This is a genomic window from Microtetraspora glauca, from assembly GCF_040656155.1.
GTDB lineage: Bacteria > Actinomycetota > Actinomycetes > Streptosporangiales > Streptosporangiaceae > Microtetraspora > Microtetraspora glauca.
Window position 1 is genome coordinate 374,450 of sequence record NZ_JBFALK010000004.1, and the last position, 24,317, is coordinate 398,766.

Consider the following 24,317-nt stretch of genomic DNA (forward strand, 5'->3'; position numbering starts at 1 on the left):
GCGGGAGTTTCGTCAGCGACGAACAGCGGCGAAACGGAGACGTACGTAGTCGGCCACCCATCCGGACTCCCGCCTGAGCGCGGGGGCGGCGAGCTCGTTCACCCTGCGCAGAAGCGGTTCCACGAGTGCGGGCGGCACCCCGTCGAGCAGCGATCCGGCGAACATCCGCACCCAGTCGGCCGCGCCGCCCGGACACTCGTCCAACGGGGTGGGGCGGTCGACGTACTCCAGGATGCGCACCGTGAAACCGCCCTTCTCCAGCCGGAGGGCGTACTCGGCGGGGGTGGGGAAGTACCACGGGAGCTCCGGCTCGCGCAGCCCGTGCTCCCGCCAGGCGGTGCGCATCGCGGACGTCAGCGTGGCGCAGTTGCCCGCGCCGCCCAGCTCGGCGACGAACCTGCCCCCCGGGCGCAGAGCCATCCGCACACACGAGATCACGGCGTCGGGGTCGCGGCTCATCCAGTGCAGCGCCGCGTTCGAGAACACCGCGTCGTACGGCTGGGCCACCGTGAAGTCGTCGCCGTATCCGATGGTGAAGTCCAGGCCGGGATATTGCGCGATGGCCGTCTCGATCATGGCGGTGGAGCCGTCGATGCCCAGGACGCTCGCGCCCCGCTTGGCGATCTCGGCGGTGAGCACGCCGGTGCCGCAGCCGAGGTCGAGGACACGCTCACCCGGCTGCGGGTCGAGCAGCTCCACCAGCGGCACTCCCTGGGCCGACACATAGCCGAAGGAGCTGTCGTAGGCGCGAGCGTTCCACCGCGTGAGACTGGGGGTTTCGTATCGCAAGATCGGCTCGCATTCTCGTGTGTGACACACTTTACGGCGTCGCCGAACTCGCGACCGCTATGAGCCGATTTGCCGGGCCCAGTGCTTCTGCAGGTAGGTCTTCGCGGCGTCCTGCTCGGGAATCGTGAGGATCACCGGTGTCCCGACCGCCTTGGGCAGCTTGCCGGCGGCGTCGCGGTCGAGCGTCTTGCGCATCTCCATGGCCTCCATCCGTACCGGGCGGGCGTACCCCCGGAGATAGAGGTTCTGGCCGTCGTCGGACAGCAGGAACTCCTGCCAGAGGCGGGCGGCGGCCGGATGCGGCGCCTTCTTGTTGATCGCCTGGACATAGTAGGAGGCGAGGACCGCGTCGTGCGGGATCGTCACCAACCAGGTCGGCTTGCCGTTCTGCGTCGTGGCCGCGGAACGCGCCAGGTTCAGGTAGTCCCAGTCGACCACCGCCGTGGCCTGGTCGGGGGCGGCGAGCGCGCCCGACTTCTTGATCCCGGCGAAGAAGTCGACTCCGCGGGCGGGGTTCGTCTTGCCCTTCCTGAGTGAGGTCGCCATGACCCCGCTGAAGGCGGACGCGGTGCGCAGCGGGTCACCGGGGAGGGCCACCGTGACGCCCTGCTTGTTCAGCGCCGCGTAGGACGCGGGCGCGGCCATCTTGCGCGGGTCGTAGCCGATGGACATGTAGCCGCCGTACGCGGCGTACCAGAGCCCCCCGCCCTCCTTGAGGTCGTCGGGGATGTCCTGCCAGCCCGCCACCTTGTACGGCGCGAACTTCTCGGCGTTGGCCACCGCCACGTCCAGGTTCAGGTCGAACACGTCAGGGGGCGTCTTCGTGGCCGCCGCGGCGACCTGCTGCTGGCTGTTGGCGTCGGGCCGCAGCTCCGTCACCTTGATGCCGTACTCCTCGGAGAACCGCTCGATGATGTGCCCGTAGTTGACCCAGGTGTGCGGCAGCCCGATGACGGTGAGCGCGCCCTCCTTGCGGGCGGCGGCGACCAGCCCCTCCATGCCGCCGAAGCCGCTCAGGCCGGCGGCGTGCACGTTCGCGGGCGGCAGTTGCTTGGGCTCCTGCGCCGAAGCGGAGCAGGCGGCGGCGACGGCCGAGACGAGGAGGATCGCGGCAACGCTGGCACGTTTGGTCACCCGCCGAATACTGTACGTGGTGCTCCCGGTGGTCGAGGAGGCACGCGCGGGGTTTACCGAGCACGCGCGGGATTTACCTGGGCGGTACCACTTTGGCCGCGACCAGGCTCTCCTCCGCGATCTCCACGAGGGTCCCGTCCCGCTTGCGCACGGCCAGCACGCCGCCGCTCCACGCCTCCAACACGCCGACGGCGTCGCCGAAACCACCGGGCACCACGCGCCGCGTGGTCACCCTTTTCCCCACGTCAGCCGGGGTTATCGCGACGACGAACCGGGCTCCGAACCGAGGGGTCACGCCGATTGTCCCCCTCCCGTTTCAGCCAGTGGGTGGGCAACGCAATACTAGGTCTGAACAACCCGCGGTCGAATCGTGCCAACCAGAAGGAGCCCGAAGGTGACGTACGTCATCGCGCAGCCTTGCGTGGACGTCCTGGACAAGGCGTGCATCGAGGAGTGCCCCGTCGATTGCATCTACGAGGGCAACCGGATGCTCTACATCCACCCCGACGAGTGCGTGGACTGCGGAGCCTGTGAGCCGGTCTGCCCCGTCGAGGCGATCTTCTACGAGGACGACCTTCCCGAGCAGTGGAAGGACTTCTACAAGGCCAACGTGGAGTTCTTCGAGGAGCTCGGCTCCCCGGGCGGGGCCTCCAAGGTCGGCAAGATCGAGAAGGACCACCCCGTCGTCGCCGCGCTTCCGCCGCAGGGCGAGGACCACTGACCAGGGGAGACTCCGCCCATTGAGCGTCCAGGCTCGATGGGCGGATTCGTGATGACTAGGGGGCACCTTTGATCTCGTTGCCGGACTTCCCCTGGGATCGGCTCACGCCGTACAAGGAGAGGGCGCTGGCGCACCCGGATGGGATCGTCGACCTCTCGGTCGGCACTCCGGTCGACCCGGTGCCCCTCGTGGCGCAGAAGGCTCTCACCGAGGCGGCCGACAGTCCCGGCTACCCGCTGACGTACGGCACGCCGCGGCTGCGCGAGGCGGCCGCGGGCTGGTTGGCGCGCAGGCACGGCGTCCGGGTCGACGCGGCGGACATCCTGCCCACCATCGGTTCCAAGGAGCTGGTGGCCTGGCTGCCCACCCTCCTCGGCGTACGGCCCGGCGAGCACGTGCTGTTCCCCGAGCTGGCCTATCCGACCTACGACGTGGGCGCCCGGCTGGCCGGGGCCACGCCGTACGCCACGGACGGCCTGCTGGCGCTCGGTCCCGAGCGGGTCCCGCTCGTCTGGGTGAACTCCCCGTCGAACCCGACCGGCCGGGTGCTCCCGGCGGAACACCTCCGCAAGGTCGTCGACTGGGCGCGCGAGCGCGGCGCCGTGGTCGCGTCCGACGAGTGCTACCTGGAACTCGGCTGGGAGGAGAGCCCGGTCTCGATCCTCCACCCCGACGTCTGCGGCGGCTCGCACGAGGGACTGCTCGCGGTGCACTCGCTGTCGAAGCGATCCAACCTGGCCGGTTACCGCGCGGGCTTCGCCGCGGGGGATCCGGCGCTGATCAAGCGGCTCCTGGAGATGCGCAAGCACGCCGGGATGATGATGGCCGCTCCCGTCCAGGCCGCCATGGCCGCGGTGCTGGACGACGACGCGCACGCCGACGAGCAGCGGGAGCGGTACGCCCGCCGCCGCGCCGTGCTGCGCCCCGCGCTCGAAGGCGCGGGCTGGCGGGTCGAGCACTCCACGGCCGGGCTCTACCTGTGGGCGACGGACGGCAGGGGCTGCTGGGACCAGGTGGAGGCCCTGGCCGGGCTCGGCATCCTGGCCGCGCCGGGCGACTTCTACGGCGTGGCCGGTGCGAAGCATGTCCGGATCGCGGTGACCGCCACAGATGAGCGGATAAATGCGGCTGTGCTCCGCCTCCAGTAGGATCGCCCGGCATGACGGCGACGGCAGTGGTGGTGCTCACCTTGAGCGTCGTGACACTCGTCGTCGTGCTGGGCGCGTTCCTCACCACGACGAGGTCCGGGCGGACGCGGACGCCGCCGGCCAGAGCGGTCCAGGCCCCCGGCCCCGCGTACTTCGATCCCCGCACCATCAAGGTGACCGACACCGTGCACTGCGCGGGTGTCCGCTTCCGCGCCATCGGCGCACTCCATCTGTCCCGGCAGGGCGAGCAGCGGACCGAATACCTCCTCGACGAGGGCAACCGCCGCTACCAGTGGTTGTCCGTGGAGGAGCGCCGAGAGCCGGGCGCCGACGGAGCCGGACATCTGGAGGTCCTGCTGTGGACCACGGTCCCCACCGAGGGCATGGTGCCCGCCAAGAGCACGCTGATGATGGAGGGTGCGGAGTTCTCGCCCGTACAACGCGGCACGGTCGCGTTCCGCGCCGAGGGGACCACTGGCCTGCCCGACCGCGGCCTGCTGGACTTCGCCCACTACCGCGCGAACGACGGACGGCTGCTGGCCTTCCGGCGGGTCCAGGGCGGCACGTGGGCCGCCTCGTACGCGCATCCGCTGCCGCCGGGGTCGATCACGGTGGAGCGGCCTTCGTGAGGTCTGTCGAGTGACGGGACATGTCTCACGTACGGCGCTGGCCATCGTGGCCATCGTCGTCGTCCTCGGGGGAGGCATCTTCTTCGGCGCCTACTACCTGCTTGGGCGCGCCAAGCCGTTCGCACTCGGGGAACACTGCAAGATCACCACATCGGACGGCACGCTCGACCTGGACATCGACCAGTCGGAGATCGCCGCCACCATCGCCGCCGTCGCGGCGCGGCGCGGACTGCCCGAGCGGGCCCTTCAGATCGCGTACGTGACGGCCATCCAGGAGTCCAAGCTCGCGAACCTGCCCTACGGCGACCGCGACTCGGTGGGCGTCTTCCAGCAACGGCCCTCTCAGGGATGGGGCACCCCCGCGCAGCTCCAGGACCCCGTCTACGCGACCAGGAAGTTCTTCGTCGCCCTGGAGAAGGTCAAGAACTACCGCAGGATGTCGCTGCACGAGGCGGCGCAGGCCGTCCAGCGTTCCGCGGACGGCTCGGCGTACGCCCAGCACGAGATGCAGGCCAGGATCCTGGCCGGCGCGTTCTCCGGGCGTGTCCCGAAGGCGGTGCGCTGCTGGTACCCGCCGCCGGAGAAGCCGGTCGACTTCCGTCCGGAGGAGGCGCGCAAGCAGTTGCGCCGCGAGTTGGGCGACGACACGGCGGCCAAGCGGGCCTGGCTGGTCGCCGGCTGGTACGTCACCCACGCCCAGCGGTACGGCCTGCGCGAGATCCGGTACGACGGACTGTCGTGGACGGCCGCCGACGGACACGACGGCTGGCTGGCGTCGGAGAAGGCGTCCGGGGCCAGCAAGGTCCGGGTCCTCTGAGGGATAGGCTCGGTGACCATGCGGCTGGACATGGATGTGGACCTGAACGACGACGTGACCGCGCTGACGGCGCGTCTGGTGGACATCGAGTCGGTCAGCGGAGACGAGAAGGCGATCGTCGACGCGATCGAGGAGGCGCTGCGTCCCCTGGGGCACCTGTCCGTCGACAGGGACGGTGACGCCCTCGTCGCGCGTACAGCCCTCGGCCGCGCGGAGCGGGTCGTGATCGCCGGGCACGTGGACACCGTGCCCGTGGCGGGCAATCTGCCCTCGCGGGTGGAGGGCGACCTCATCTATGGATGCGGCACCTCCGACATGAAGTGCGCCGTCGCCGTCATGCTCAAGCTGTGTCTGCTGGAGACGCCGAACCGCGACCTCACCTTCGTGTTCTACGACTGCGAGGAGATCGAGGCCGAGCGCAGCGGGCTGCTCAGGCTCACCCGCAACCATCCCGATTGGCTGACCGGCGACTTCGCGGTGCTGATGGAGCCGACGCACGGCCTGATCGAGGGCGGTTGCCAGGGCACGCTGCGGGCCGAGATCTCCACGCACGGGGTGCGCGCCCACAGCGCCAGGTCGTGGCAGGGCGCCAACGCCATCCACGCCGCCGCGCCGGTCCTCGACCTGCTCAACGCGTACGGACCGAGGCGTCCGGTCGTCGAGGGCCTGGAGTACCACGAGGGCCTCAACGCGGTCGCGATCCGCGGCGGGGTGGCGGGCAACGTGATCCCCGACGAGTGCGTGGTGACGGTCAACTACCGCTTCGCCCCCGACCTGTCGGTCGAGCAGGCGCAGGACCACGTCCGCGAGGTCTTCGCCGGGTTCGAGGTGCGGTTCACCGACGCGGCCCCCGCCGCCCGGCCGGGGCTGACCCATCCGGTGGCGGCCCGCTTCGCCGAGGCCGTCGGCGGCGTCCCCAGGGCCAAGTACGGCTGGACCGACGTCGCCCGTTTCTCGGCGCTCGGCATCCCCGCCGTCAACTACGGTCCCGGCGATCCGAACCTGGCGCACCGGCGCGACGAGCACGCCGAGCTTTCCAAGATCATCGAATGTGAAGCGCGGATGACCGCCTGGCTGTCCTGATCCACCCGCGCGGATCTGTTCGCGCGGATCTGTTCGCGCGGATCTGTTCGGCCGGATCGGCGCCGAAATGAAGAAAGTGGCTTTCCTCGCCGGCCATTTGGCGGGGAAAGCCACTTTCATCCCGAGCAGCACCCTCGCCTGTTAGACGTGGCCTGGTTGAATCCCGGTTCCGCGATTTTTCAAGATTATTTTGACTGCTGGGCTAGCGTGATCGACATGACTACGATCCGCCGGGAACGCCGCCAGGGCCCCTCCGTCCTCCGCGGCAGCATGGTTACCGATTCCACCTATGACCAGCGGCTTCTCGACCGCAGAGGGCCCACGGACTGGCTTCACATGGACCCGTGGCGGGTGCTGCGCATCCAGTCGGAGTTCGTCGAGGGTTTCGGCGCGCTCGCCGAACTCCCGCCGGCGGTCACCGTCTTCGGCTCCGCCCGCACCGGCCGTGATTCCAAGGAATACGAGATGGGCGTGCGGCTCGGCCGGGCGCTCGCCGAAGCCGGTTTCGCCGTGATCACCGGAGGCGGTCCCGGCGTGATGGAGGCGGCCAACAAGGGCGCCCTGGAGAGTGGCGGGGTCTCGGTCGGCCTCGGCATCGAGCTGCCGCATGAGCAGCACATGAACGAGTACGTCGATCTCGGCGTCGAGTTCCGCTACTTCTTTGTGCGCAAGACGATGTTCGTCAAGTACTCCTCCGGATTCGTGACCCTTCCCGGCGGGTTCGGGACGCTCGACGAGCTCTTCGAAGCGCTCACCCTGGTCCAGACGCGCAAGGTCACCTCGTTCCCTGTGGTCCTGATGGGCACCGAGTTCTGGGCGCCGCTGATCGACTGGATCCGCACCACGCTCGTCACGGCCGGCAAGGTCTCCCCGCACGACGTCGACCTGATCCAGATCACCGACGACCCGGACGCGGCGGTGGACATCATCGTGGCGGCCGACCGGCAGCAGCAGGCCGGTACGGCGCGGCGCGAGGAGGTCGCCGCCCGCCACACGGTCGGCGACGCCCAGTAGCCGGGCCCAGCAGCCGGGCACAGTACCCCAAGCCCAGTAGCCGCGCCCGTGCCCGGCCCAGTGAGTCCGGCCCAGTGAGTCCGGCCCAGTGAGTCCGGCCCAGCCACGGGTTCGTCCCGAACTCGGTCCGGCCCCTGGCTCTAAGGTGGAGTGATGTTCATCTGCGTGTTCTGTTCCTCCAGTCAGAAGATCGACCCCAAATACGTGGATCTCGCGACGGAGGTGGGAGAGGAGATCGCCAGGCGCGGCCACGGGCTGGTCAGCGGGGGAGCGATCGTCTCCTGCATGGGAGCCGTCGCGCGGGCGACGCGGCGGGGCGGCGGCCGCACCGTCGGCGTGATCCCCAGGGTGCTGGTGGACATCGAGATCGCCGACACCGACTCGGACGAGCTGATCGTCACTGACGACATGCGGCAGCGCAAAGGCCTCATGGACGCCAGGTCCGATGCCTTCCTGGTCCTCCCCGGAGGCATCGGCACGTTGGAGGAGCTCTTCGAGATCTGGACCTCCCGCGTGCTGGGGATGCACGAGAAGCCGCTGGTCCTGCTCGACCCGTGGGGGCTCTACACGCCGCTGCGCGAGCTGGTGGACGGCCTGTACGACCAGGGCTTCACCCGGCCGGGCGTCTTCGACGCCATCTCCTGGACGGCGGACGTCCAGGAGGCGTTCGACCTCCTGGAGAAGCCGGGCCTGGAGCTCCGCCCCACTCCGGAGGAGCTAGGCGAGGCCACGCCGAGTTAGGGCCGGAGGCCGCCGTCCGGCCAGAGAGTCGGTCATCTCGACCGCGAGCCGTACGTCCCGGGCCGTCTCCGGGGTCGTGCGGAACACCCGCGCCCCTGCCCAGGCGAAGACGGCGGCCGTCGCGACCGCCTCGGTCGCGTCCTCGGGCAGGGTCACGGCGACCGTAAGGCCGGCCCGGACGAGGTCCGACACCTCGGCCACGGAGCCGGCCCACGCCCATCCCGGGTCGATCGCGTCATCGGGGCCGAGTACCACCGTCATACTTTGATGCTCCCACGGATGGGACTTGTGGCACGATTCGTATGTGCTGGTCGTTCTCGTCCTCGCGGCGCTCGCCGTCGTAGGCTGCGCGGTAAAGGTTTCGCAGGGCCATGGTGGCGCGCTGGCCGAGTTCACGCCAGACACGCCACCGCTCGTCCTCCCCGCAGGGCGGATGGACGCCGCGGACCTGGCCGGGCTGCAACTGCCGATCGGTCTCGTCGGCTACCAGACGGACGCCGTCGACGCGACGCTCCAGCGGGCCGCGATCTCGCTCAGCGAGCGGGACGCCCACATCGCCGCCTTGGAGCAGCGCCTCGCCCAGGTGCTCGCGGAGCGGCTGTACGGCCGCCCTGAGGATTCCTCCGAGCCCGCCCGGCCCACTGATCACGTGGAGCCCGCGGACCCCGCCCACGACGCCCACGAGCCCGATCACGCGGACCCCGGCGAAGCCGCCGCTGCCGAAGCCGCCGGGAAGACCGAGAAGATCGGGAAGGCCGGGACGACGGAAAGCGCTGGAGAAGCCGACAGCACGAAGACATCCGACAGCGCCCACAACGCCGAAAGCGTCGAGCCCCGCCCCCAGGTCGCGACGGCGGCCGCCAACGGGGCCTGGGAGGACGCATGATGATGAGATGCGCGTGGGCCACCTCGGCGCCCGACTACATCGCGTACCACGACGACGAGTGGGGCCGAACCGTCCGCGGCGACGACGGCGTCTTCGAGCGGGTCACGCTGGAGGCGTTCCAGTCCGGTCTGTCCTGGCTGACCATCCTGCGCAAGCGGGAGAACTTTCGCGCGGCCTTCGCCGGGTTCTCCATCGAGAAAGTCGCCGCGTTCGACGAGTCGGACGTGGAGCGGCTGATGGGCGACGCGGGCATCGTCCGTAACCGCGCCAAGATCGAGGCGGCCCTCGCCAACGCGAGGGCCGCGCTGGACCTGCCCGGCGGGCTGTCCGACCTGGTGTGGAAGTACGCCGATCCGGCCGCGCCGGTGCCCCGCACCGGCGCCGAACTCCCGGCCCGTACGCCGGGATCCACGGCACTGGCCAAGGAGCTCAAGAAGAACGGCTTCCGCTTCGTCGGGCCGACCACGGCCTACGCGCTCATGCAGGCCATCGGGCTGGTCAACGATCACCTGGCCGGCTGCTGGGTGAGGGACGCCGTCAACGCCCCTCAAAGCGAGGCCGCTCCTTGTTGAGGAACGCCTTGGTCGCCGCGGCGTGGTCGGCCGTGGCCGCGCACTCCTCCTGAAGGTCCGCCTCCAGATCCAGCGCCTCCGACAACGAGTGCGAGGCAGCGTAGTCCAGCGCCTTCCTGGTCGCCGAGTACGCCCGGGTGGGCCCCTGCGCCAGCCGTACGGCCAGCTCGCGGGCCACGGTCATCACCTCGTCGGCGGGGACGACCCGGGAGACCAGGCCCAGCTCCAGCGCGCGGCCGGCGTCCACGACGTCGCCGAGCAGGAGCAGCTCACGGGCCCGGGCCGGCCCGATCAGGCGCTGCAGCGTCCAGGACGCGCCCGAGTCCGGAGCGAGGCCGATCCCGGTGAACGCCATGGCGAACTTCGCCTTGTCCGAGGCCACCCGGAAGTCGCACGCGAACGCCAGCGCGGCGCCCGCGCCGGCCGCCACCCCGTTGACCGCCGCGACGACCGGCTTCTCCATCGAGGTGAGCGCCCGCACGATCGGGTTGTAGTGCTGCCGTACCGTGTCGGCGAGTCCGAGGCCGCGCTCCAGCAGGTCCGCGTGCTCACGCAGGTCCTGCCCGGCGCAGAAGCCGCGGCCCCGGCCGGTCAGCAGCACCGCGCGTACGGACACGTCGTCCCTGGCCCGTTCCACGGCGGCGAGCAACGCGGACTTCATCGAGATGGTCAGCGAGTTCATGGCGTCCGGACGGTTCAGCGTGATCGTGGCGACTCCGTCGCCGAACTCGTAGGAAACCTCGTCGGCGACGTCATCGGTGGCGGTCATCGCATCTCCTTCGGTGTGGAGTCCCCGGCCTTCGGCCCTGAGGAGGAAACGCGGCATGGTGCCGCGGGTTGTCGGCTGTCGTGGCGGCTGTCCGGCGGCGAGAACCAGGCCGCGGGACCTACCGCCGGGCTGGCGGAAAGTGAAGCCTGTGAGGGCTGCGCGGGACCGTCGGACGGTTCCCCGTCCCTCGTCCTGACCGCGACGGCGACCGCCGGTGAAGCGGGAAACCCGACCCGTGAGGGTTGGAATGCTCCGGCTTCAGCCGTGGGGAAAGACGTCAAGTGCTCCATCCATGTTCTGGTCGATGAACGCGGTGGCGGCCGGCAGCAGCCGAGCGGCCTCCCGCTCAAAGTAGAGGCGGGCCTTCTCTCCCGGCCACGCGGGGGGCAGGAGTTCGGCGGGCAGCCCGGGATCGCGGAACAGGAAGTTCCGCCAGCCGTGCAGAAGCCTGCTCCGGACCGCGAAGACCTGGTCGTCGGACGCGCCGTCGGGCAGCGAGCCGACGAGGACCTCCGCGTCGGCCAGCCACTCCTCGTACGCCCGGCCGATCGCGTCGAGATCCCAGGCACGGGCCACCAGCTCCCGCGGATCGCCCGCGAGGGTGGCGTCGAACCTGTCGGCGCTGATCCGCAGCGTGTCCAGTTCGGGGGAGGGACGGGGGCCGATCCAGGTGGTCTCCGAGAGGGGTGCGTAGCCGAGGAACGCCAGATCCGCGCGGAGCCGCTCCCGTCGCGGCCGGTCGCGTACCGGTTCGAGAACCAGCAGGTGCCACCGGCCGGACCAGCTCACCGGGCCCACCCGGTAGACGCGCGCCACCGCCTCGTCGAGGCGGTTCACGCCCTTCGGGGTCAGCGCGTACCCGGGGCCGTGGGGCAGCCGCACCGGAGCGAGCCAGCCCTGGCGGACCATCCGCGATATCGCGGTACGTACGGCCGGAGCGGCGATGCCGAGAGGTGCGAGCAGCCGGACGAGGGCGGCCACGGACGCGCGAGCGCCGCGGGTACGGAGATGGTCTCCGTAGAGATCGAAAAGCGCGGCTCGGGCGTTCATCCCACCCAGTGTGCTGTCAGGATCTGCCGTCGACAATGCATATCCGACGTCCTTTGATCGACTGTACGGGGCACGGTCGTTACCTTTTTAAGCTCAGAGGCGGGATAATAGGCCATCACACAAGACGTGAATAAGCCGGCCACCCCCGGGCAGCCGGCGACGTGGGAAGGGATGCACGCATGGCGGCGATGAAGCCGCGGACTGGCGACGGTCCGCTGGAAGTCACCAAGGAAGGCCGGGGCATTGTCATGCGGGTCCCTCTCGAGGGTGGCGGCCGGCTCGTCGTCGAGCTCTCGGCGGATGAGGCCGGCGCCCTTGGAGACGCACTGAAGAAGGTGGTCGGCTGACTCCCAGCCGACCTGTTCGATTTTCGGCCCTGGCGGCGGGGATGTTCCCGGTGCCGGGGCCGCCTTGTTGGAGGTGCCTGTGCCGATAGAGACCACGCCGACCTTCGCCGCCGAGCCCGCCGTCGACGCACAGTTCGTCGCCGTGCCGTTCGGACGCGATCTCGCTCCTCCGGCGGAGCTTCCCCTGCCGGTGGACGCGCTGCTGGCCCATTACGAGGCCAAGGGGGATCCAGGAGAGGTCGTCGAGGTCCCGGTCGCGCTCGGCTCGGGCATCCGCCGCGTCCTCCTGTACGGCATCGGCGCTGGTTCGGCCGCTGACCTGCGCAGAGCCGGCGCCTCCGTGGTCAGGAAGATCAAGGGGGGCGCGACCGTCTGGATCCGGGTACCGGAGGTCACCGACGCCGCCGCGCTGGCCGAGGGCGCGCTGCTCGCGTCGTACACGTTCCGGATCGGTGCGAGCCGTACGCCGCCGAAGATCGTCTTTGTCGGAGGGGACGAGGAGGCGCTGCGGCGGGGTGAGACGATCGCCCGCGCGACGTCGCTGGCCCGCGACCTGATCAACACCCCCGCGTCGGTCAAGTCCCCGGCCTGGCTCGCGGAGCAGGCGCGGTCGGTCGCCGCCGATGCCGGGCTGGGGTTCCGCGAGGACACCGAGCTCGTGGACTTCGGCGGCATCCGCGCGGTCGGACGGGGTTCGGCCGGCCCTCCCAGGCTGGTGGAGATCTCGTACGCGCCTGAGGGGGCGACCCGGCACGTCGTCCTCGTCGGCAAGGGCATCACGTTCGACACCGGCGGTCTGTCGCTCAAGCCCGAAGAAGGCATGAAGACGATGAAGACCGACATGGCCGGCGGGGCGACCGTCATCGCCGTCATGGGGGCGCTCGCGACGGCCGGCGTGCCCGTGCGGGTCACCGGCCTCGTGGCGTGCGCGGAGAACGCGTTCTCCGGCTCCGCCCAGCGGCCGGGTGACGTCATCACCCAGTACGGCGGGCGCACCGTCGAGGTGCTGAACACCGACGCGGAGGGCCGGCTGGTGCTGGCGGACGCGCTCGCCTACGCCGACGCCGAGCTCGCTCCCGACGCGATGATCGACATCGCCACCCTGACCGGCGCGGCCAAGGTCGCGCTCGGGCTGCGGCTGGGCGCGCTCTACGCGACCGACGAGGCGCTGGCGAGCGCGCTGCTGGCCTCGGGGGAGGTCACCGGCGACCGGCTGTGGCGGATGCCGTTGATCGACGACTACCGCGCCGACCTGGACTCGGACATCGCCGATCTGGCCAACGTCGACAGGCGGATGTCGGGGTCGGCGGGATCGGTCGCCGCCGCCCTCTTCCTCAGGGAGTTCACGGGCGGCCGGCCGTGGGCGCATCTGGACGTCGCCGGGCCCGCGCGGTCGAGCGCCGACGACGGCGAGATCACCAAGGGTGGCACCGGGTTCGGCGTACGGCTGCTGCTGCACTATCTGACGTCAGTGAAATAGCTCACTGAATCAGCTCACTGAATCAGCTCGCTGGACAGCTCACTGGGACAGCTTCACGGCGGCGAGCAGGCCGTCGCCGAGTGGCAGCATCAGCGGGCGGAGCCGGTCGTCGGAGCGGACCAGCTTGCCCAGCTCCCGGACGGCGACGGTGTCCGGGTCACGCTGGGTGGGGTCGGCCACGCGGTCGTGCCAGAGGGCGTTGTCGAACGCGACGATCCCGCCCGGGCGCAGCAGCCGTACCGACTCGGCCAGGTAGTCGCCGTACTCCTGCTTGGCGGCGTCGCAGAAGACAAGGTCGTATCCCCCGTCGGCGAGGCGGGGGAGCACGTCGAGGGCGCGGCCGCCGATCAGGCGGATCCTGCTGCCGGAGAAACCGGCTTCCGCGAACGTCTTGCGGGCCAGGCGCTGGTGCTCCGGCTCGGAGTCGACGCTGGTCAGCGTGCCGTCCGGGCGCATGCCGCGAAGGAGCCACAGTCCCGAGACGCCGCAGCCCGTGCCGACCTCGACCACCGAGCGGGCGTTGATCGCGGTGGCGAGGAAGCAGAGCGCCGCCCCGCCCCCGGGCAGGATCGGGGGCGCTCCCACCTCGATGCCGCGCCGGCGCGCGGATTGCAGGATCTCGTCCTCGGGGACGAACTCCTCCGCGTAGGCCAGGCTGGCCGGGGTCGTCGCCATCGGCCTCTCCTTCCCTCCTGCATTTTGTCGCAGCCTAGGGGAGTCGGGGTCGAACGGGAACTCACGCCACAACGGGGACGTTGCACGCTTTGAACGGTCTTTGTAGAGACCGCTCGATCGCGGTGCGCAGGAAGGGGCGAAACCAGGCACTATGGCTGTAGCGACGATCCTGCAGAGAGGACTCCCGGTGGACGACCACGACCACCAGGCGGACGCCCCCGTGTCCGACTGGACGCCTCCCACCTGGGAGGAGGTCGTCAGAACGCATTCCGCTCGGGTCTACCGGCTCGCGTACCGCCTCACCGGCAACGTGCACGACGCCGAGGACCTGACACAGGAGGTCTTCGTCCGGGTCTTCCGTTCGCTGTCCAGCTACACGCCGGGCACCTTCGAGGGCTGGTTGCACCGGATCACCACGAACCTCTTCCTCGACATGGCACGGCGCAGGCAGCGCATCAGGTTCGAGGGGCTGGCCGACGACGCCGCGGAGCGGCTGCACGGCCGGGAGCCGTCGCCGGCGCAGGCGTACGACGACGCCCACCTGGAGCACGACATCCAGGCGGCGCTCGACGCGCTCGCGCCCGAGTTCCGCGCGGCCGTGGTGCTGTGCGACATCGAGGGACTGTCGTACGAGGAGATCGCGGCGACGCTGGGAGTGAAGCTCGGCACCGTGCGCAGCAGGATCCACCGGGGTCGCGCCCAGTTGCGCGAGGCGCTCGACCACCGCGCCCCGGGAGCGAACAGGAACGGTGACCAATTCCCCCCTTCGTTCAGCAAGGAGGGTGCATGAGTCATCTTGGCGAGCGCGTTTCCGCGCTCATCGACGGCGAACTCGGTCACAGGGAACGGGAGCGGGCGCTCGCCCATCTGACCTTCTGCGCGGACTGCCGTGCCGAGGTCGACGCCATGCGCGCGTTGAAGAGCCGGTTGCGGTCCATCGAGCCGCCGGCCATGCCGGTCGATCTCACCATGTCCCTGCTGCGCATGTCAGAGCCGGGAGGGCCGATCCCGCCGCGCATGCGGCCGTTCCCGGACCATCCGGCCTTCGCCTCCACCAGGCTGCCGGCGATGCAGCACGGCATCGCGCCGCTGGACAACCGCCCCCGCCTGGGCGGCGGGCACTCGGGTCCCGGGCGGCCGAGCCGTACACGCCGGGCGGGATACGTCGCGGTGGGGGTCGCCTCCGCGGCGGTGGCGCTCGGTACGATGTTCATCGTCGGCGGCACGGGGGCCCAGCAGACCCACAACCCTCCGGTGCAGTTCGTCAACCCGCAGCAGAACATCGCACCGCCTCAGACGAGCCCGACGCCTAGTCCGTCGCCGAGCTTGCGCTCCCACCTCGCTCGATGACATTCGAACGCAGGAGGGACCGCGCGGATGACCGACGACACGAGTGCGTTCGACCCGCCCGAGCGGCCTGACTTCCTTCCCGCGCCCTACCAGGCGACCGGCCTGGGCCCCGGCTGGGGGCCTCCGCCGCCGTATCCGCCCGTTCCGGCGCGTACGGCCGGTGGGCCCCCTGTGCGCCTGTATCTCGCCCTCGCGGTGGTCATCGCGCTGGTGGCCGGGGCGGCGGGGAGCTGCGGCACCTACCTGCTGACCAGGCCGCCGTCCGGCACCGACCCGTCGTACCGGCTGAGCGCGGTGCCCACCGGTTCGACCTCGCGGGCGCCCGAGTCCGTCGCCGGGGTCGCGTCCCGGGTGCTGCCGAGCGTGGTCTCGCTGGAGGTGAAGGGCAACCAGGAGGCGGGGACCGGCTCGGGCTTCGTCATCCAGGGCGGCTACATCGTGACGAACAACCACGTGGTCGCGGTCGCCGCCCAGAGCGGGGAGATCCGGATCCGGTTCAACAACCGCAGGTCGTCCAAGGCCCAGATCGTCGGCCGCGACCCGAACTCCGACATCGCCGTGGTGAAGCCGGAGGAGACGTTCGGGGCGCCCGAGATCACCCTGGGGAACTCCGACGGCGTGGTGGTGGGCGATCCCGTCATCGCCGTCGGCTCGCCGCTCGGCCTCACCGGCACCGTCACCACCGGCATCGTCAGCTCGCTCAACCGGCCGGTCGAGGCGGGCGGCGAGACCGGCTCCGACTACGCGCTGATCAACGCGATCCAGACGGACGCCGCGATCAACCCCGGCAACTCCGGCGGCCCGCTCGTCAACGCGTCCGGCCAGGTGATCGGGGTGAACTCGGCCATCGCCACGCTGGGCAGCGGGGCGCTGCTCGGCCAGCCGACCGGCAGCATCGGCCTGGGCTTCGCGATCCCCATCAACCACGTGAGGAGAGTCGCCCAGGAGCTGATCACGACGGGTGCCGCGCGCACCTCCCGGATCGGCATCACCATCGACCAGGAATACCAGGGCCAGGGTGTGCGGATCGCCTCCGGAGCGAACCGCGGTGAGCCCGCCGTCACCCCGGGCGGCCCGGCGGACAAGGCGGGTCTGAAGCCCGGTGACGTCATCCTCGAGGTCGACGGGCAGCCCGTGGGCGACAGCCGCGAGCTCATCGTGACGATCCGCAGCAAGGCGCCCGGCGACCGGATCGCGATCAAGTTCCAGCACGACGGCGAGGACAAGACCGCGACCGTCACCGTCGGTGCGGCTCCGGCCGTGACGGCACGGCCGTCGTAATACCACTGCGGTGCTATTAGTCTGAAACCAGCTGTTCCTGGAAAAGGAGATCACCTGTGTTCGGACTGGGCTGGCCAGAGATCCTGGCACTCGTGGTGATCGCGCTGCTCGTGTTCGGCCCGGAGAAGCTGCCGCAGGCGGCCCAGCAGGCCGGGCGTACGCTCCGGCAACTGCGCCAGATGGCCAACAACGCCAAGGCCGATCTCGAGGCCAACCTCGGGCCCGAGTTCAAGAACTTCGACCCCGCGGACCTCAACCCGAAGACGTTCGTGCGCAAGCATCTGCTCGACGACGTCGAGAACGACTGGAACGCGGCGCCGGCGGCGGCAGCCGTCCCCATCGCGGCCGGGGCGGTGTCCCCGGGCGGCGACCTCGGCTTCGGCGAGATCCCGCCGTACGACACCGAGGCGACCTAGGCCGGACGTTCCCCTATCGAACACCGGCGTACGGGCTCGGCGTACAGGCTCCGCACGCGGGCAAGGAAACGACTCGGGCCCGCTCACGGTCGTGAACGGGCCCGGGGCGGGGTGATGAAATCAGCGACCGGCGGGAGAGATGTCCAGCTTCAGCCCCTTGAGGCTGGTGGACTTCTTGCTCAGCCCGGCTGCGATCCGGCGCAGCTCTGCCGCGGCCGGGGCGTCGGGGTCGGTCAGCACCAGGGGCTTGCCCTCGTCGCCGCCCTCGCGCAGCCGCATGTCGATGGGAACCTGGCCGAGCAGCGGCACCCGGGAGCCCAGGATGCGGGTCAGCCCGTCGGCCACGCTCTGGCCGCCGCCCTCGCCGAACACCGAGATGCGCTCGTCACAGTGCGGGCAGGGCAGCCACGCCATGTTCTCGATGACGCCGGCGATCTGCTGGTGGGTCTGCGCGGCGATGGAACCGGCCCGCTCCGCCACCTCGGCCGCGGCCTGCTGCGGGGTGGTGACGACCAGGATCTCGGCGGACGGCATCCGCTGGGCCACGGAGATCGCGATGTCACCGGTGCCCGGGGGCAGGTCCATGAGCAGGACGTCGAGGTCGCCCCAGAAGACGTCGGCGAGGAACTGGTGCAGCGCGCGGTCGAGCATGGGGCCGCGCCACACCACGGGAGTGTTGCCGTCGGGCTTGAACATGCCGACCGAGATGACCTTGATGTCATGCGCCACCGGCGGCATGATCATGTCCTCGACCTTGGTGGGCCGCTGGCTCACGCCGAGCATGCGCGGCACGGAGTGGCCGTAGATGTCGGCGTCCACGACGCCGACCTTCAGGCCGGAGTCGGCCATGGCGGCGGCGAGGTTCACGGTGACGGACGACTTGCCGACGCCGCCCTTGCCGCTCGCGACGGCGAACACGCGCGTCAGTGAGCCGGGCTTGGCGAACGGGATCTCCTTCTCGGGAGCCCGGTCGCCGCGCAGCTTGGTCTGCAGGGTCTTGCGCTGCTCGGCGCTCATGACGTCCATGTCCACGTGGACGCGCGTCACACCGTCGATCTTCGAGACGGCGTTGGTGATGTCCCGGGTGATGGTGTCCTTCAGGGGGCAGCCGGCGACGGTGAGGAACACGCCGACGCGCACCACCCCGTCAGGGGAGATATCGATGCTCTTGACCATGTCAAGCTCGGTGATCGGCCGGCGGATCTCCGGGTCGTTGACCGTCGCCAGCGCCGCCGTCACCAATTCTGGGGTCGGTGCCATGGATCCATGCTATGGAGTCGGCCACTGTCCTCCGAACACCGGGAGCGGCACTTCACCGTCGCGTGTGCCGTACCGCGGGGGTGTGCTGGTGAGGCGGGGGGCCGGGGTGGCGGTGGGGCGGCAGTGAACGGGTGCCGCACGGCGGCGGCGGGACGGTGGCCTACTGGTTCCTGGAGCCGCCCAGTTCCTCCTGGAGCCGCTGGAGCTCCGACCGGATGTAGTCCCTGGTCGCCGTCTCCCCGATGGCGATCCGCAGCGCGGCGATCTCCCTGGTGAGGTATTCGATCTCGGCCTGGTTGCGCTCGGCCGCCGTCCGGTCCTGGTCGTACTGGACGCGGTCCCGGTCGGCCTGCCGGTTCTGGGCCAGCAGGATCAGCGGTGCCGCGTACGACGCCTGGAGGGAGAGCATGAGCGTCAGAAAGATGAACGGATACGGGTCGAACCGGAACGGCGCCACGGCGTTCCAGGCCATCCAGACGGTGACGAACACCGTCATGTAGACGAGGAAGCGGGCGGTGCCGAGGAAACGGGCGATCTGCTCGGAGAGCCGCCCGAACGCCTCCGGGTCGTAGTGGGGACGGAGCCGCATGGTCACGTCCCGCGGCTGGTCGAGCCGCTCAGTCATTTCTCTCCCGCCAGTCTTCCGGCAGCATGTGGTCCAGGACGTCGTCCACCGTCACCGCTCCGAGCAGCCGCCCGTGCTCGTCCACGACCGGCGTCGCGACGAGGTTGTACGTCGCCAGCAAGGAAGCCACCCCCCGAAGCGGGAGGTCGGGCCTGATCGGATCGACGGTGTTGTCTACCACGCCGCCGAGCATGGTGGACGGAGGCTCTCGCAGGAGCCGCTGAAAATGGGCCACGCCGAGGAACCGGCCGGTCGGCGTCTCCGTGGGCGGGCGGGCGACGAAGACCTGGGCGGCGACTGCCGGGGTCTGCTCCCGCTGCCGGATGTGCGCCAGCGCCTCCGCGACGGTCGCGTTGGGCGGCAGGACCACCGGGTCGGTCGTCATCATCCCGCCCGCGGTGTCCTCGTCGTAGACCAGCAGCCGTCGTACGGGCGCGGCCTCCTCGGGCACCATCAGGCGGAGCAGGGCCTCGGCCTCGTCGGCGGGCAGTTCCTGGAGCAGGTCGGCCGCGTCGTCCGGGCTCATCGCCTCCAGCACGTCGGCGGCCCGCTCGGCGTGGAGCTGGCTCAGCACGGTGACCTGGTCGCGTTCCGGCAGTTCCTCCAGCACGTCGGCGAGCCGGTCGTCGTCGAGCGCGGCGGCCACCTGGGCCATCCGCTTGCGCGGCAGCTCGTGGAGCATGTTGGCGAGGTCGGCGGAGCGCATCGCGTCGAAGGCGGCGAGCAGGTTGGCCGCGCCCTGGTCCTTCTGGACCACGCCGAAGCCCGTGACCTCTTCCCAGTCCACGATGAGGGTCTCGCCACGGCGCCTGGACCCGCGTCGTACGGCGACCTTGCCGAGCACCCATTCGGCCGGGCGGGCCTGCTCCATGGCGAGGTCGAGCACGGTGACCTCCTCGCCCTGGTAGCGCACGGTCAGGTCGAGCATCTCGCCGATGGCGAGGGTCTCGGACTCGCGCTGCTCGAACCTGCGCATGTTGAGCTTGCCGGTGAAGATGACGGCCCGGGACTCGACGCTGGTGATGCGGGTGATCGGCAGGAACACCCGGCGGCGTGGCTGGATCTCGACGACGAAGCCGTGGACACGCGGTGGGAGAGGGCCGCGAATCCCGACCACCACGTCCCGGATCCGGCCGATCTGGTCACCGGCCGGGTCGAACACCGCGAGCCCGGCCAGCCGGGCCACGAAGATCCGATCCACCTTGCCAGATTACGCCGGGATGCGCCGGACGGCCTGGTATGACAGGATCAAAAGGGGCTAATGGTAGTTACATGGGGTGGTGGGTGTGAGGGCGGCGAGCTTGGCGATCGCGGTCGCCTCGGCGTGCTGTTTCGGCTTCTCCGGGCCGATGGCCCGATATCTGGGAGCGGCCGGGCTGACGCCGATGGAGGCGGTCTGGGTGCGCATGGCCGGGGCGGGACTGCTCCTGGTCGTCGCTCTCGTGATTGTACGGCCGAAGGCCCTTCGGATCCCGCGTGACCGGCTGCTTTTCGTCGCCGCGTACGCGTTGATCGCGGTGGCCGCCGTCCAGGGCCTGTTCTTCTTCGTCATCACCCGGCTGCCGGTCGGCGTCGCGCTCCTCCTGGAGTACACCGCCCCGGTGCTGGTCGTGGTCTGGGTGCGTTTTGTCCGGGGCCTGCGGCTCGCGCGGTCGGCCTATCTGGGCGCCGTGGTCGCCGTGGCGGGGCTGGCCGTCGTGGTGGAGGTCTGGGACGGCATCCGGCTGGACGCGCTCGGGCTGATGGCGGGGCTCGTCGCCGCCGCCTGCTGCGCCGGATATTTCCTGATGAACGATGCTTTCTCGGATGACGACATGGATCCCCTCGGGCTGATCGCCTGGGGCATGACGGGCGCGGCCGTCGCGCTCCTGCCGCTCTCGCGCCCCTGGAACATCGACTGGGCGGCGTTCGGCCGGACCGCGACGGTGGGCGGTCACACCCTGCCCGTGCTGGGCGCCGCGCTCTGGCTGATCCTGGTGGCGACGGTCGCCGCCTACATCACGGGAGTGATCGCGGTCCGCCGCCTCTCGGCCGCCGTCGGCGCCACCGTCGCCACGCTGGAGGTCATCGCGGGCGCCGTCATCGCCTGGTTCCTGCTCGGCGAACGGCTCGGCGGCGCCCAGATCGTCGGAGGCGCCGTCGTCCTCGCCGGCGCCCTGCTGGCCCAGTCCGCCGCCGCACGGCCGAAGACCGACCCTGCCATACTGCTCACGCCGGAGGCGTCAACCGTACGATGACGGACCCGGCGGCCCAGCGGTCGGTCAGCGTGGTGGCGTCGGGGGCGTTGAGACGCTCCTTGGCGAGCGCGGCCACCGCCTCCGGAGAGCGGGACTGGTCCACCACCTCGACCGAGGCCGTGAACCTCACCAACTCGGCGCCGTTGTCCTTGCTGCGGAGGGTCACCTCCACCTCGGACGCCTCCGCGAGACCGGGCAGTTCCTGCTCGCCTCCGCCGGTCACGAGGTAGATCGCCCCCTCGTGCCACACATGCCAGGCCAGGCGCGGTCCGGCGGCCAGGGTCACCCACAGCACGCCGGACTTCTTCGCGCCCTCCTCGATCAGAGGGGCGTTCACCTGCCGGACCGCCCGGTGAGCTTCCAGGCGGCGGGCAGCAGCCCGGCCGCCACGGCGATCTTGACGGCGTCGCCCGCGAGGAAGGGCACCACGCCGGCGGCGAGCGCGGGCGCCAGGCCCATGCCGGTCACCGCCATCAGTACCGGGACGCCGAAGGCGTAGATCACCAGGTTGCCGAGGATCATCGTGCCGGCCGTACGCGCCGGGGTGCGGTCACCGCCGCGCTCGGCGAGCCTGCCGACGAGGGCGGCCGCGACGACGAAGCCGATCAGGTAGCCGAAGGTCGCGCCGCCGGGGCCGTGTCCGCCGCCCGTGAACCACGGCACTCCGGCGATGCCGGCCAGCACGTACAGGCCCATGCTGAGCGCCGCGCGGTTGAATCCGAGCGCCGCGCCGACGAGCACGACGGCGAAGGTCTGGCCGGTGACCGGGACGGGCGAGCCCGGAATGGGGAAGCTGAGCTGGGCGGCCAGGCCGGTCAGCGCGGCGCCGCCGAGGACGAGGGCGGCGTCGCGGACCCGGGCTCCGGGGATGAGATCGGACAGGACGGCGGGGCGCACCCCGGTGGCGATTTCAGTCATCGCTTTCTCCCTCAACGCTCGTGGACGGTGCCATTCTTCGCGAAAGACGCGCCGATGGCCGTACAAGGCCGGTGCCAAGAACGCGGCACCTCCTTTGTAGCGATCGACCATGGCCCCGCTAGCGTGTGGCCATGCGTGCTCGACGTTCGTGCCTGGCCGTGCCCGGCAGCAATCCGCGTTTCATCGAGAAGGCCCAGGGTCTGGCCGCCGACGAGGTCTTCCTCGACCTGGAGGACTCCGTCGCGCCCGCCGCGAAGGAGAAGGCGCGCGAGAACGTGGTCGCCGCGCTGCGCGACGGCGACTGGACCGGGAAGACGATCGTCGTCAGGGTCAACGACCTGACCACGCAGTGGACCTACCGCGACGTCATCGACGTCGTCGAGGGTGCGGGCGACCGCCTCGACTGCGTCATGCTGCCCAAGGTCGAGGACGCCTCGCACGTGGTCTGGCTCGACACGCTGCTCACCCAGATCGAGAAGGCGCACGGGCTGCCCCGGATCGGCATCGAGGCGCAGATCGAGAGCGCCCGCGGTCTCGTCAACGTGGACGCCATCGCCGCCGCGTCCGACCGGCTGGAGACGCTGGTGTTCGGCCCCGCGGACTTCATGGCGTCCATCGGGATGAAGACCCTGGTCGTGGGTGAGCAGCCCCCCGGGTACGGCGAGGGCGACGCCTACCACTACATCCTCATGCGGATCCTGATGGCCGCCCGGGCCAACGACCTGCAGGCCATCGACGGGCCGTACCTGCAGATCAAGGATGTGGACGGCTTCCGCCGCGTGGCCGGAAGGGCGGCCGCGCTGGGCTTCGACGGCAAGTGGGTGCTGCACCCCTCCCAGGTGGAGGCGGGCAACGAGGTCTTCTCACCGTCGCAGGAGGACTACGACCACGCCGAGTTGATCCTTGAGGCGTACGACTACTACACGACCGTGGAGCGGCGCGGGGCGGTCATGCTGGGCGACGAGATGATCGACGAGGCGTCCCGCAAGATGGCCCTCGTGGTGGCGGCCAAGGGGCGTGCCGCGGGTCTGGCGAGGGCTCGGACCTTCGAACGGCCGACAATGGAGTAATGACCGACCCGCAGTGGAACCCGGCCGCCGAATGGAAACCGCCCTCCCAGGGTGACCCGAACGCGCAGGGGGGACCACCCGCGGACCAGCCTCCGCAGGGACCGCCCCCGCAGCAGGGCCCGGGACAACCCGGCCCCGGGCAGCAGAGGCCCGGAGCACCCGGTCCAGGGCACGAGGGCCCAGGTCAATGGGGGCCGGGGGAGCACGGCCCGGCACAGTGGGGTCCGGGGCCGTGGGGTCCGGGGGGACAGGGCCCGGGGCCGTGGGGTCCGGGGCAGCACTATCCGGCCGCGCCGTACCAGTGGGCGCCTCCGCCGCCCCCGGCTCCCTGGGCCATCGGTCCGTCACCGGGCACCCGCTACGACCGGCTCGCCCGTACGGCACTGCATCGCTGGTGGCGGCCGATCGTCGGGACGCTCGCCATCGTCGCCGGATACCTCGTGGTGTCGGTGGTGGCCGGGATCGCCGCCTGGCTGGTGTCGATCCTGGCGGGCGTTCCGATGGTGCTGCAGGGCACCCAGATCTTCGCGGACCCGCTGCTGACGCTCGGGTTCAATCTCGGCCTGATCGCCCTGGCGATCCCCCTGGTGGCCGGGGCGGCCTGGGCGGTGCAGCGGCGGAGGCCGGGCACGCTCTCGTCGGTCGCCGGGCGGCTGCGCTGGGGCTGGCTGTTGTCGTGCGTCCCCATCGCGCTGGTCGCCGTGATCCTCGGTGAGATCGCGCAGCAGCTGACGTTCCTCGCGACCGGCGTGTCGACCGGGTTCATGTGGGTGGGCTGGGACCGCTTCCTGGCTCCATTGATCGTCATCCTGGTGCTGGTGCCGTTCCAGGCGGCGGCCGAGGAGTACGTGTTCCGCGGCTGGATCCTCCAGGCGTTCGGGGCCTACCTGCGCAACCCGGTGCCCGGCATCGTCGTCGGCGCGGTCGCCTTCGCCTCGCTGCACGGCTACACCGACTGGGGCATCGCCTACGTCTTCGGGTTCGGTGTGCTCATGGGGTGGCTGGCGATCCGCACCGGGGGCCTGGAGGCGCCCATCGCGTTGCACTCCGTCAACAACGTGTTCGCCTTCGGCATGACCGCCGCCGCGGGCGGCCTCCAGAACGCGCTGCAGCAGGGCTCAGTGCCCTGGCAGTCGATCGTCGGCACGGTCGTGCAGTTCGCCGTCTTCACCGTCGCCGTCGTGATAATCGCCCAAAGACGATCAATTCAGACTCTGTCCCGATAAATCTCACTAGAGAGGTATGGTCAGCGCGGCGTTCGCTGTGTTGGTCTTTAGAGGTGATCGCCAGCCGGAGACCGGGTAT

Annotated in this window: 30 protein-coding genes; 18 read left to right on the plus strand and 12 right to left on the minus strand. The window is 70.5% G+C overall.

Features of this window, described 5'->3' with window-relative positions; all coding sequences use genetic code 11:
* Positions 1 to 12: 12 nt before the first annotated feature.
* From AB0I59_RS10705 to AB0I59_RS10715, 3 genes are all read right to left on the minus strand, one after another.
* The gene (locus tag AB0I59_RS10705) at positions 13 to 789 is read right to left on the minus strand and encodes a class I SAM-dependent methyltransferase (RefSeq protein ID WP_061259356.1); all 777 of its coding nucleotides are present in this window, start codon (positions 787 to 789) and stop codon (positions 13 to 15) included.
* Between the two features lie 57 nt (positions 790 to 846).
* Positions 847 to 1,923 carry an ABC transporter substrate-binding protein gene (locus AB0I59_RS10710; protein ID WP_358131959.1) on the minus strand — a complete coding sequence of 359 codons (1,077 nt, stop codon included), beginning with the start codon at positions 1,921 to 1,923 and terminating at the stop codon, positions 847 to 849.
* A gap of 73 nt (positions 1,924 to 1,996) precedes the next feature.
* Complete coding sequence (locus tag AB0I59_RS10715; protein WP_061259354.1) at positions 1,997 to 2,218, minus strand: putative acetyltransferase; 222 nt, start codon at positions 2,216 to 2,218, stop codon at positions 1,997 to 1,999.
* A gap of 99 nt (positions 2,219 to 2,317) precedes the next feature.
* On the opposite strand from AB0I59_RS10715, the gene fdxA reads away from it, so the two are divergent.
* The 7 genes from fdxA to AB0I59_RS10750 all read left to right on the plus strand — a co-directional run bounded on the left by fdxA (position 2,318) and on the right by AB0I59_RS10750 (position 8,076).
* Positions 2,318 to 2,644 (plus strand): ferredoxin, encoded by a 327-nt coding sequence (gene fdxA, locus AB0I59_RS10720; protein ID WP_061259353.1) that lies wholly within the window; start codon positions 2,318 to 2,320, stop codon positions 2,642 to 2,644.
* A gap of 68 nt (positions 2,645 to 2,712) precedes the next feature.
* Entirely contained in the window at positions 2,713 to 3,792 is a 1,080-nt protein-coding gene (gene dapC / locus AB0I59_RS10725; protein WP_061259352.1) for a succinyldiaminopimelate transaminase, read from the plus strand.
* An 11-nt stretch (positions 3,793 to 3,803) separates the two neighbouring features.
* Positions 3,804 to 4,421 carry a DUF4178 domain-containing protein gene (locus AB0I59_RS10730; RefSeq protein ID WP_061259351.1) on the plus strand — a complete coding sequence of 206 codons (618 nt, stop codon included), beginning with the start codon at positions 3,804 to 3,806 and terminating at the stop codon, positions 4,419 to 4,421.
* 10 nt (positions 4,422 to 4,431) lie between these two features.
* Positions 4,432 to 5,238 carry a hypothetical protein gene (locus AB0I59_RS10735; protein ID WP_358131962.1) on the plus strand — a complete coding sequence of 269 codons (807 nt, stop codon included), beginning with the start codon at positions 4,432 to 4,434 and terminating at the stop codon, positions 5,236 to 5,238.
* 18 nt (positions 5,239 to 5,256) lie between these two features.
* Positions 5,257 to 6,321 (plus strand): succinyl-diaminopimelate desuccinylase, encoded by a 1,065-nt coding sequence (dapE, locus tag AB0I59_RS10740; RefSeq protein WP_358132052.1) that lies wholly within the window; start codon positions 5,257 to 5,259, stop codon positions 6,319 to 6,321.
* A gap of 216 nt (positions 6,322 to 6,537) precedes the next feature.
* Positions 6,538 to 7,335, plus strand: a complete 798-nt coding sequence (locus AB0I59_RS10745) for an LOG family protein (protein WP_061259404.1) — start codon at positions 6,538 to 6,540, stop codon at positions 7,333 to 7,335.
* Positions 7,336 to 7,488: 153 nt separating this feature from the next.
* A complete protein-coding gene (locus AB0I59_RS10750; RefSeq protein WP_061259350.1) occupies positions 7,489 to 8,076 on the plus strand; it encodes an LOG family protein in 588 nt (195 codons plus the stop codon).
* Here AB0I59_RS10750 and AB0I59_RS10755 read toward each other — a convergent pair.
* Positions 8,053 to 8,337 (minus strand): hypothetical protein, encoded by a 285-nt coding sequence (locus AB0I59_RS10755; RefSeq protein ID WP_061259349.1) that lies wholly within the window; start codon positions 8,335 to 8,337, stop codon positions 8,053 to 8,055. The genes AB0I59_RS10750 and AB0I59_RS10755 overlap by 24 nt on opposite strands.
* Before the next feature lie 43 nt (positions 8,338 to 8,380).
* Here AB0I59_RS10755 and AB0I59_RS10760 point away from each other — a divergent pair, with 43 nt between their 5' ends.
* A complete protein-coding gene (locus AB0I59_RS10760; RefSeq protein WP_061259348.1) occupies positions 8,381 to 8,962 on the plus strand; it encodes a hypothetical protein in 582 nt (193 codons plus the stop codon).
* Positions 8,959 to 9,534, plus strand: coding sequence for a DNA-3-methyladenine glycosylase I (locus AB0I59_RS10765; RefSeq protein ID WP_358131965.1), 576 nt, complete (start codon positions 8,959 to 8,961; stop codon positions 9,532 to 9,534). Before AB0I59_RS10760 ends, AB0I59_RS10765 begins: the two co-directional genes overlap by 4 nt.
* Here the strand turns inward: AB0I59_RS10765 and AB0I59_RS10770 are convergent.
* Positions 9,500 to 10,303 carry an enoyl-CoA hydratase-related protein gene (locus AB0I59_RS10770; protein WP_061259346.1) on the minus strand — a complete coding sequence of 268 codons (804 nt, stop codon included), beginning with the start codon at positions 10,301 to 10,303 and terminating at the stop codon, positions 9,500 to 9,502. The genes AB0I59_RS10765 and AB0I59_RS10770 overlap by 35 nt on opposite strands.
* Positions 10,304 to 10,561: 258 nt before the next feature.
* Positions 10,562 to 11,353, minus strand: a complete 792-nt coding sequence (locus tag AB0I59_RS10775; RefSeq protein ID WP_061259345.1) for a PaaX family transcriptional regulator — start codon at positions 11,351 to 11,353, stop codon at positions 10,562 to 10,564.
* Between the two features lie 179 nt (positions 11,354 to 11,532).
* Between AB0I59_RS10775 and AB0I59_RS10780 the strand changes: the two genes are divergently transcribed.
* The gene (locus AB0I59_RS10780; protein ID WP_082777371.1) at positions 11,533 to 11,700 is read left to right on the plus strand and encodes a DUF3117 domain-containing protein; all 168 of its coding nucleotides are present in this window, start codon (positions 11,533 to 11,535) and stop codon (positions 11,698 to 11,700) included.
* Between the two features lie 73 nt (positions 11,701 to 11,773).
* Positions 11,774 to 13,180 (plus strand): leucyl aminopeptidase family protein, encoded by a 1,407-nt coding sequence (locus AB0I59_RS10785; RefSeq protein WP_435830928.1) that lies wholly within the window; start codon positions 11,774 to 11,776, stop codon positions 13,178 to 13,180.
* A gap of 39 nt (positions 13,181 to 13,219) precedes the next feature.
* Here the strand turns inward: AB0I59_RS10785 and AB0I59_RS10790 are convergent, their stop codons facing one another.
* Complete coding sequence (locus AB0I59_RS10790; RefSeq protein ID WP_061259343.1) at positions 13,220 to 13,855, minus strand: O-methyltransferase; 636 nt, start codon at positions 13,853 to 13,855, stop codon at positions 13,220 to 13,222.
* 151 nt (positions 13,856 to 14,006) lie between these two features.
* On the opposite strand from AB0I59_RS10790, the gene sigE reads away from it, so the two are divergent.
* The 4 genes from sigE to AB0I59_RS10810 are packed head-to-tail and all read left to right on the plus strand — an operon-like array spanning position 14,007 to position 16,902.
* On the plus strand, positions 14,007 to 14,645 hold the full coding sequence (sigE, locus tag AB0I59_RS10795; protein ID WP_061259342.1) for an RNA polymerase sigma factor SigE: 639 nt from the start codon (positions 14,007 to 14,009) through the stop codon (positions 14,643 to 14,645).
* A complete protein-coding gene (locus AB0I59_RS10800) occupies positions 14,642 to 15,205 on the plus strand; it encodes an anti-sigma factor family protein (protein ID WP_061259341.1) in 564 nt (187 codons plus the stop codon). The genes sigE and AB0I59_RS10800 overlap by 4 nt, the downstream gene beginning before the upstream one ends.
* Before the next feature lie 27 nt (positions 15,206 to 15,232).
* Complete coding sequence (locus AB0I59_RS10805) at positions 15,233 to 16,486, plus strand: S1C family serine protease (protein ID WP_061259340.1); 1,254 nt, start codon at positions 15,233 to 15,235, stop codon at positions 16,484 to 16,486.
* A 56-nt stretch (positions 16,487 to 16,542) separates the two neighbouring features.
* Positions 16,543 to 16,902, plus strand: coding sequence for a sec-independent translocase (locus tag AB0I59_RS10810; protein WP_061259339.1), 360 nt, complete (start codon positions 16,543 to 16,545; stop codon positions 16,900 to 16,902).
* A 120-nt stretch (positions 16,903 to 17,022) separates the two neighbouring features.
* Here AB0I59_RS10810 and AB0I59_RS10815 read toward each other — a convergent pair whose 3' ends face one another.
* The 3 genes from AB0I59_RS10815 to AB0I59_RS10825 all read right to left on the minus strand — a co-directional run bounded on the left by AB0I59_RS10815 (position 17,023) and on the right by AB0I59_RS10825 (position 19,988).
* Entirely contained in the window at positions 17,023 to 18,162 is a 1,140-nt protein-coding gene (locus tag AB0I59_RS10815; protein ID WP_061259338.1) for an Mrp/NBP35 family ATP-binding protein, read from the minus strand.
* A 160-nt stretch (positions 18,163 to 18,322) separates the two neighbouring features.
* Entirely contained in the window at positions 18,323 to 18,787 is a 465-nt protein-coding gene (locus tag AB0I59_RS10820; protein ID WP_061259336.1) for a DUF1003 domain-containing protein, read from the minus strand.
* Entirely contained in the window at positions 18,780 to 19,988 is a 1,209-nt protein-coding gene (locus tag AB0I59_RS10825) for a magnesium transporter MgtE N-terminal domain-containing protein (protein WP_061259334.1), read from the minus strand. Before AB0I59_RS10825 ends, AB0I59_RS10820 begins: the two co-directional genes overlap by 8 nt.
* Positions 19,989 to 20,073: 85 nt before the next feature.
* Between AB0I59_RS10825 and AB0I59_RS10830 the strand changes: the two genes are divergently transcribed.
* A complete protein-coding gene (locus AB0I59_RS10830) occupies positions 20,074 to 21,024 on the plus strand; it encodes an EamA family transporter (RefSeq protein WP_358131972.1) in 951 nt (316 codons plus the stop codon).
* Here the strand turns inward: AB0I59_RS10830 and AB0I59_RS10835 are convergent.
* Together AB0I59_RS10835 and AB0I59_RS10840 are read right to left on the minus strand one after the other, a co-directional pair.
* On the minus strand, positions 20,996 to 21,361 hold the full coding sequence (locus AB0I59_RS10835) for a hypothetical protein (protein WP_061259332.1): 366 nt from the start codon (positions 21,359 to 21,361) through the stop codon (positions 20,996 to 20,998). The two genes, AB0I59_RS10830 and AB0I59_RS10835, sit on opposite strands and share 29 nt — an antisense overlap.
* Positions 21,358 to 21,942 (minus strand): biotin transporter BioY, encoded by a 585-nt coding sequence (locus tag AB0I59_RS10840; protein WP_061259330.1) that lies wholly within the window; start codon positions 21,940 to 21,942, stop codon positions 21,358 to 21,360. Before AB0I59_RS10840 ends, AB0I59_RS10835 begins: the two co-directional genes overlap by 4 nt.
* Positions 21,943 to 22,073: 131 nt before the next feature.
* Between AB0I59_RS10840 and AB0I59_RS10845 the strand changes: the two genes are divergently transcribed.
* Together AB0I59_RS10845 and AB0I59_RS10850 are read left to right on the plus strand one after the other, a co-directional pair.
* Positions 22,074 to 23,012 carry an HpcH/HpaI aldolase/citrate lyase family protein gene (locus AB0I59_RS10845; RefSeq protein WP_358131974.1) on the plus strand — a complete coding sequence of 313 codons (939 nt, stop codon included), beginning with the start codon at positions 22,074 to 22,076 and terminating at the stop codon, positions 23,010 to 23,012.
* Positions 23,012 to 24,238 carry a CPBP family intramembrane glutamic endopeptidase gene (locus AB0I59_RS10850; protein WP_358131976.1) on the plus strand — a complete coding sequence of 409 codons (1,227 nt, stop codon included), beginning with the start codon at positions 23,012 to 23,014 and terminating at the stop codon, positions 24,236 to 24,238. Before AB0I59_RS10845 ends, AB0I59_RS10850 begins: the two co-directional genes overlap by 1 nt.
* Positions 24,239 to 24,317: the final 79 nt, after the last annotated feature.

What these genes read in the sequence shown, in the direction of transcription:
- AB0I59_RS10730 (WP_061259351.1), top strand. Translation starts at nt 3,804, where the DNA reads ATGACGGCGACGGCAGTGGTGGTGCTCACCTTGAGCGTCGTGACACTC.
- dapE (WP_358132052.1), top strand. Translation starts at nt 5,257, where the DNA reads ATGCGGCTGGACATGGATGTGGACCTGAACGACGACGTGACCGCGCTG.
- AB0I59_RS10745 (WP_061259404.1), top strand. Translation starts at nt 6,538, where the DNA reads ATGACTACGATCCGCCGGGAACGCCGCCAGGGCCCCTCCGTCCTCCGC.
- AB0I59_RS10750 (WP_061259350.1), top strand. Translation starts at nt 7,489, where the DNA reads ATGTTCATCTGCGTGTTCTGTTCCTCCAGTCAGAAGATCGACCCCAAA.
- AB0I59_RS10755 (WP_061259349.1), bottom strand. Translation starts at nt 8,337, where the DNA reads ATGACGGTGGTACTCGGCCCCGATGACGCGATCGACCCGGGATGGGCG.
- AB0I59_RS10765 (WP_358131965.1), top strand. Translation starts at nt 8,959, where the DNA reads ATGATGATGAGATGCGCGTGGGCCACCTCGGCGCCCGACTACATCGCG.
- AB0I59_RS10770 (WP_061259346.1), bottom strand. Translation starts at nt 10,303, where the DNA reads ATGACCGCCACCGATGACGTCGCCGACGAGGTTTCCTACGAGTTCGGC.
- AB0I59_RS10775 (WP_061259345.1), bottom strand. Translation starts at nt 11,353, where the DNA reads ATGAACGCCCGAGCCGCGCTTTTCGATCTCTACGGAGACCATCTCCGT.
- AB0I59_RS10780 (WP_082777371.1), top strand. Translation starts at nt 11,533, where the DNA reads ATGGCGGCGATGAAGCCGCGGACTGGCGACGGTCCGCTGGAAGTCACC.
- AB0I59_RS10790 (WP_061259343.1), bottom strand. Translation starts at nt 13,855, where the DNA reads ATGGCGACGACCCCGGCCAGCCTGGCCTACGCGGAGGAGTTCGTCCCC.
- sigE (WP_061259342.1), top strand. Translation starts at nt 14,007, where the DNA reads ATGGCTGTAGCGACGATCCTGCAGAGAGGACTCCCGGTGGACGACCAC.
- AB0I59_RS10800 (WP_061259341.1), top strand. Translation starts at nt 14,642, where the DNA reads ATGAGTCATCTTGGCGAGCGCGTTTCCGCGCTCATCGACGGCGAACTC.
- AB0I59_RS10805 (WP_061259340.1), top strand. Translation starts at nt 15,233, where the DNA reads ATGACCGACGACACGAGTGCGTTCGACCCGCCCGAGCGGCCTGACTTC.
- AB0I59_RS10815 (WP_061259338.1), bottom strand. Translation starts at nt 18,162, where the DNA reads ATGGCACCGACCCCAGAATTGGTGACGGCGGCGCTGGCGACGGTCAAC.
- AB0I59_RS10820 (WP_061259336.1), bottom strand. Translation starts at nt 18,787, where the DNA reads ATGACTGAGCGGCTCGACCAGCCGCGGGACGTGACCATGCGGCTCCGT.
- AB0I59_RS10840 (WP_061259330.1), bottom strand. Translation starts at nt 21,942, where the DNA reads ATGACTGAAATCGCCACCGGGGTGCGCCCCGCCGTCCTGTCCGATCTC.
- AB0I59_RS10845 (WP_358131974.1), top strand. Translation starts at nt 22,074, where the DNA reads ATGCGTGCTCGACGTTCGTGCCTGGCCGTGCCCGGCAGCAATCCGCGT.
- AB0I59_RS10850 (WP_358131976.1), top strand. Translation starts at nt 23,012, where the DNA reads ATGACCGACCCGCAGTGGAACCCGGCCGCCGAATGGAAACCGCCCTCC.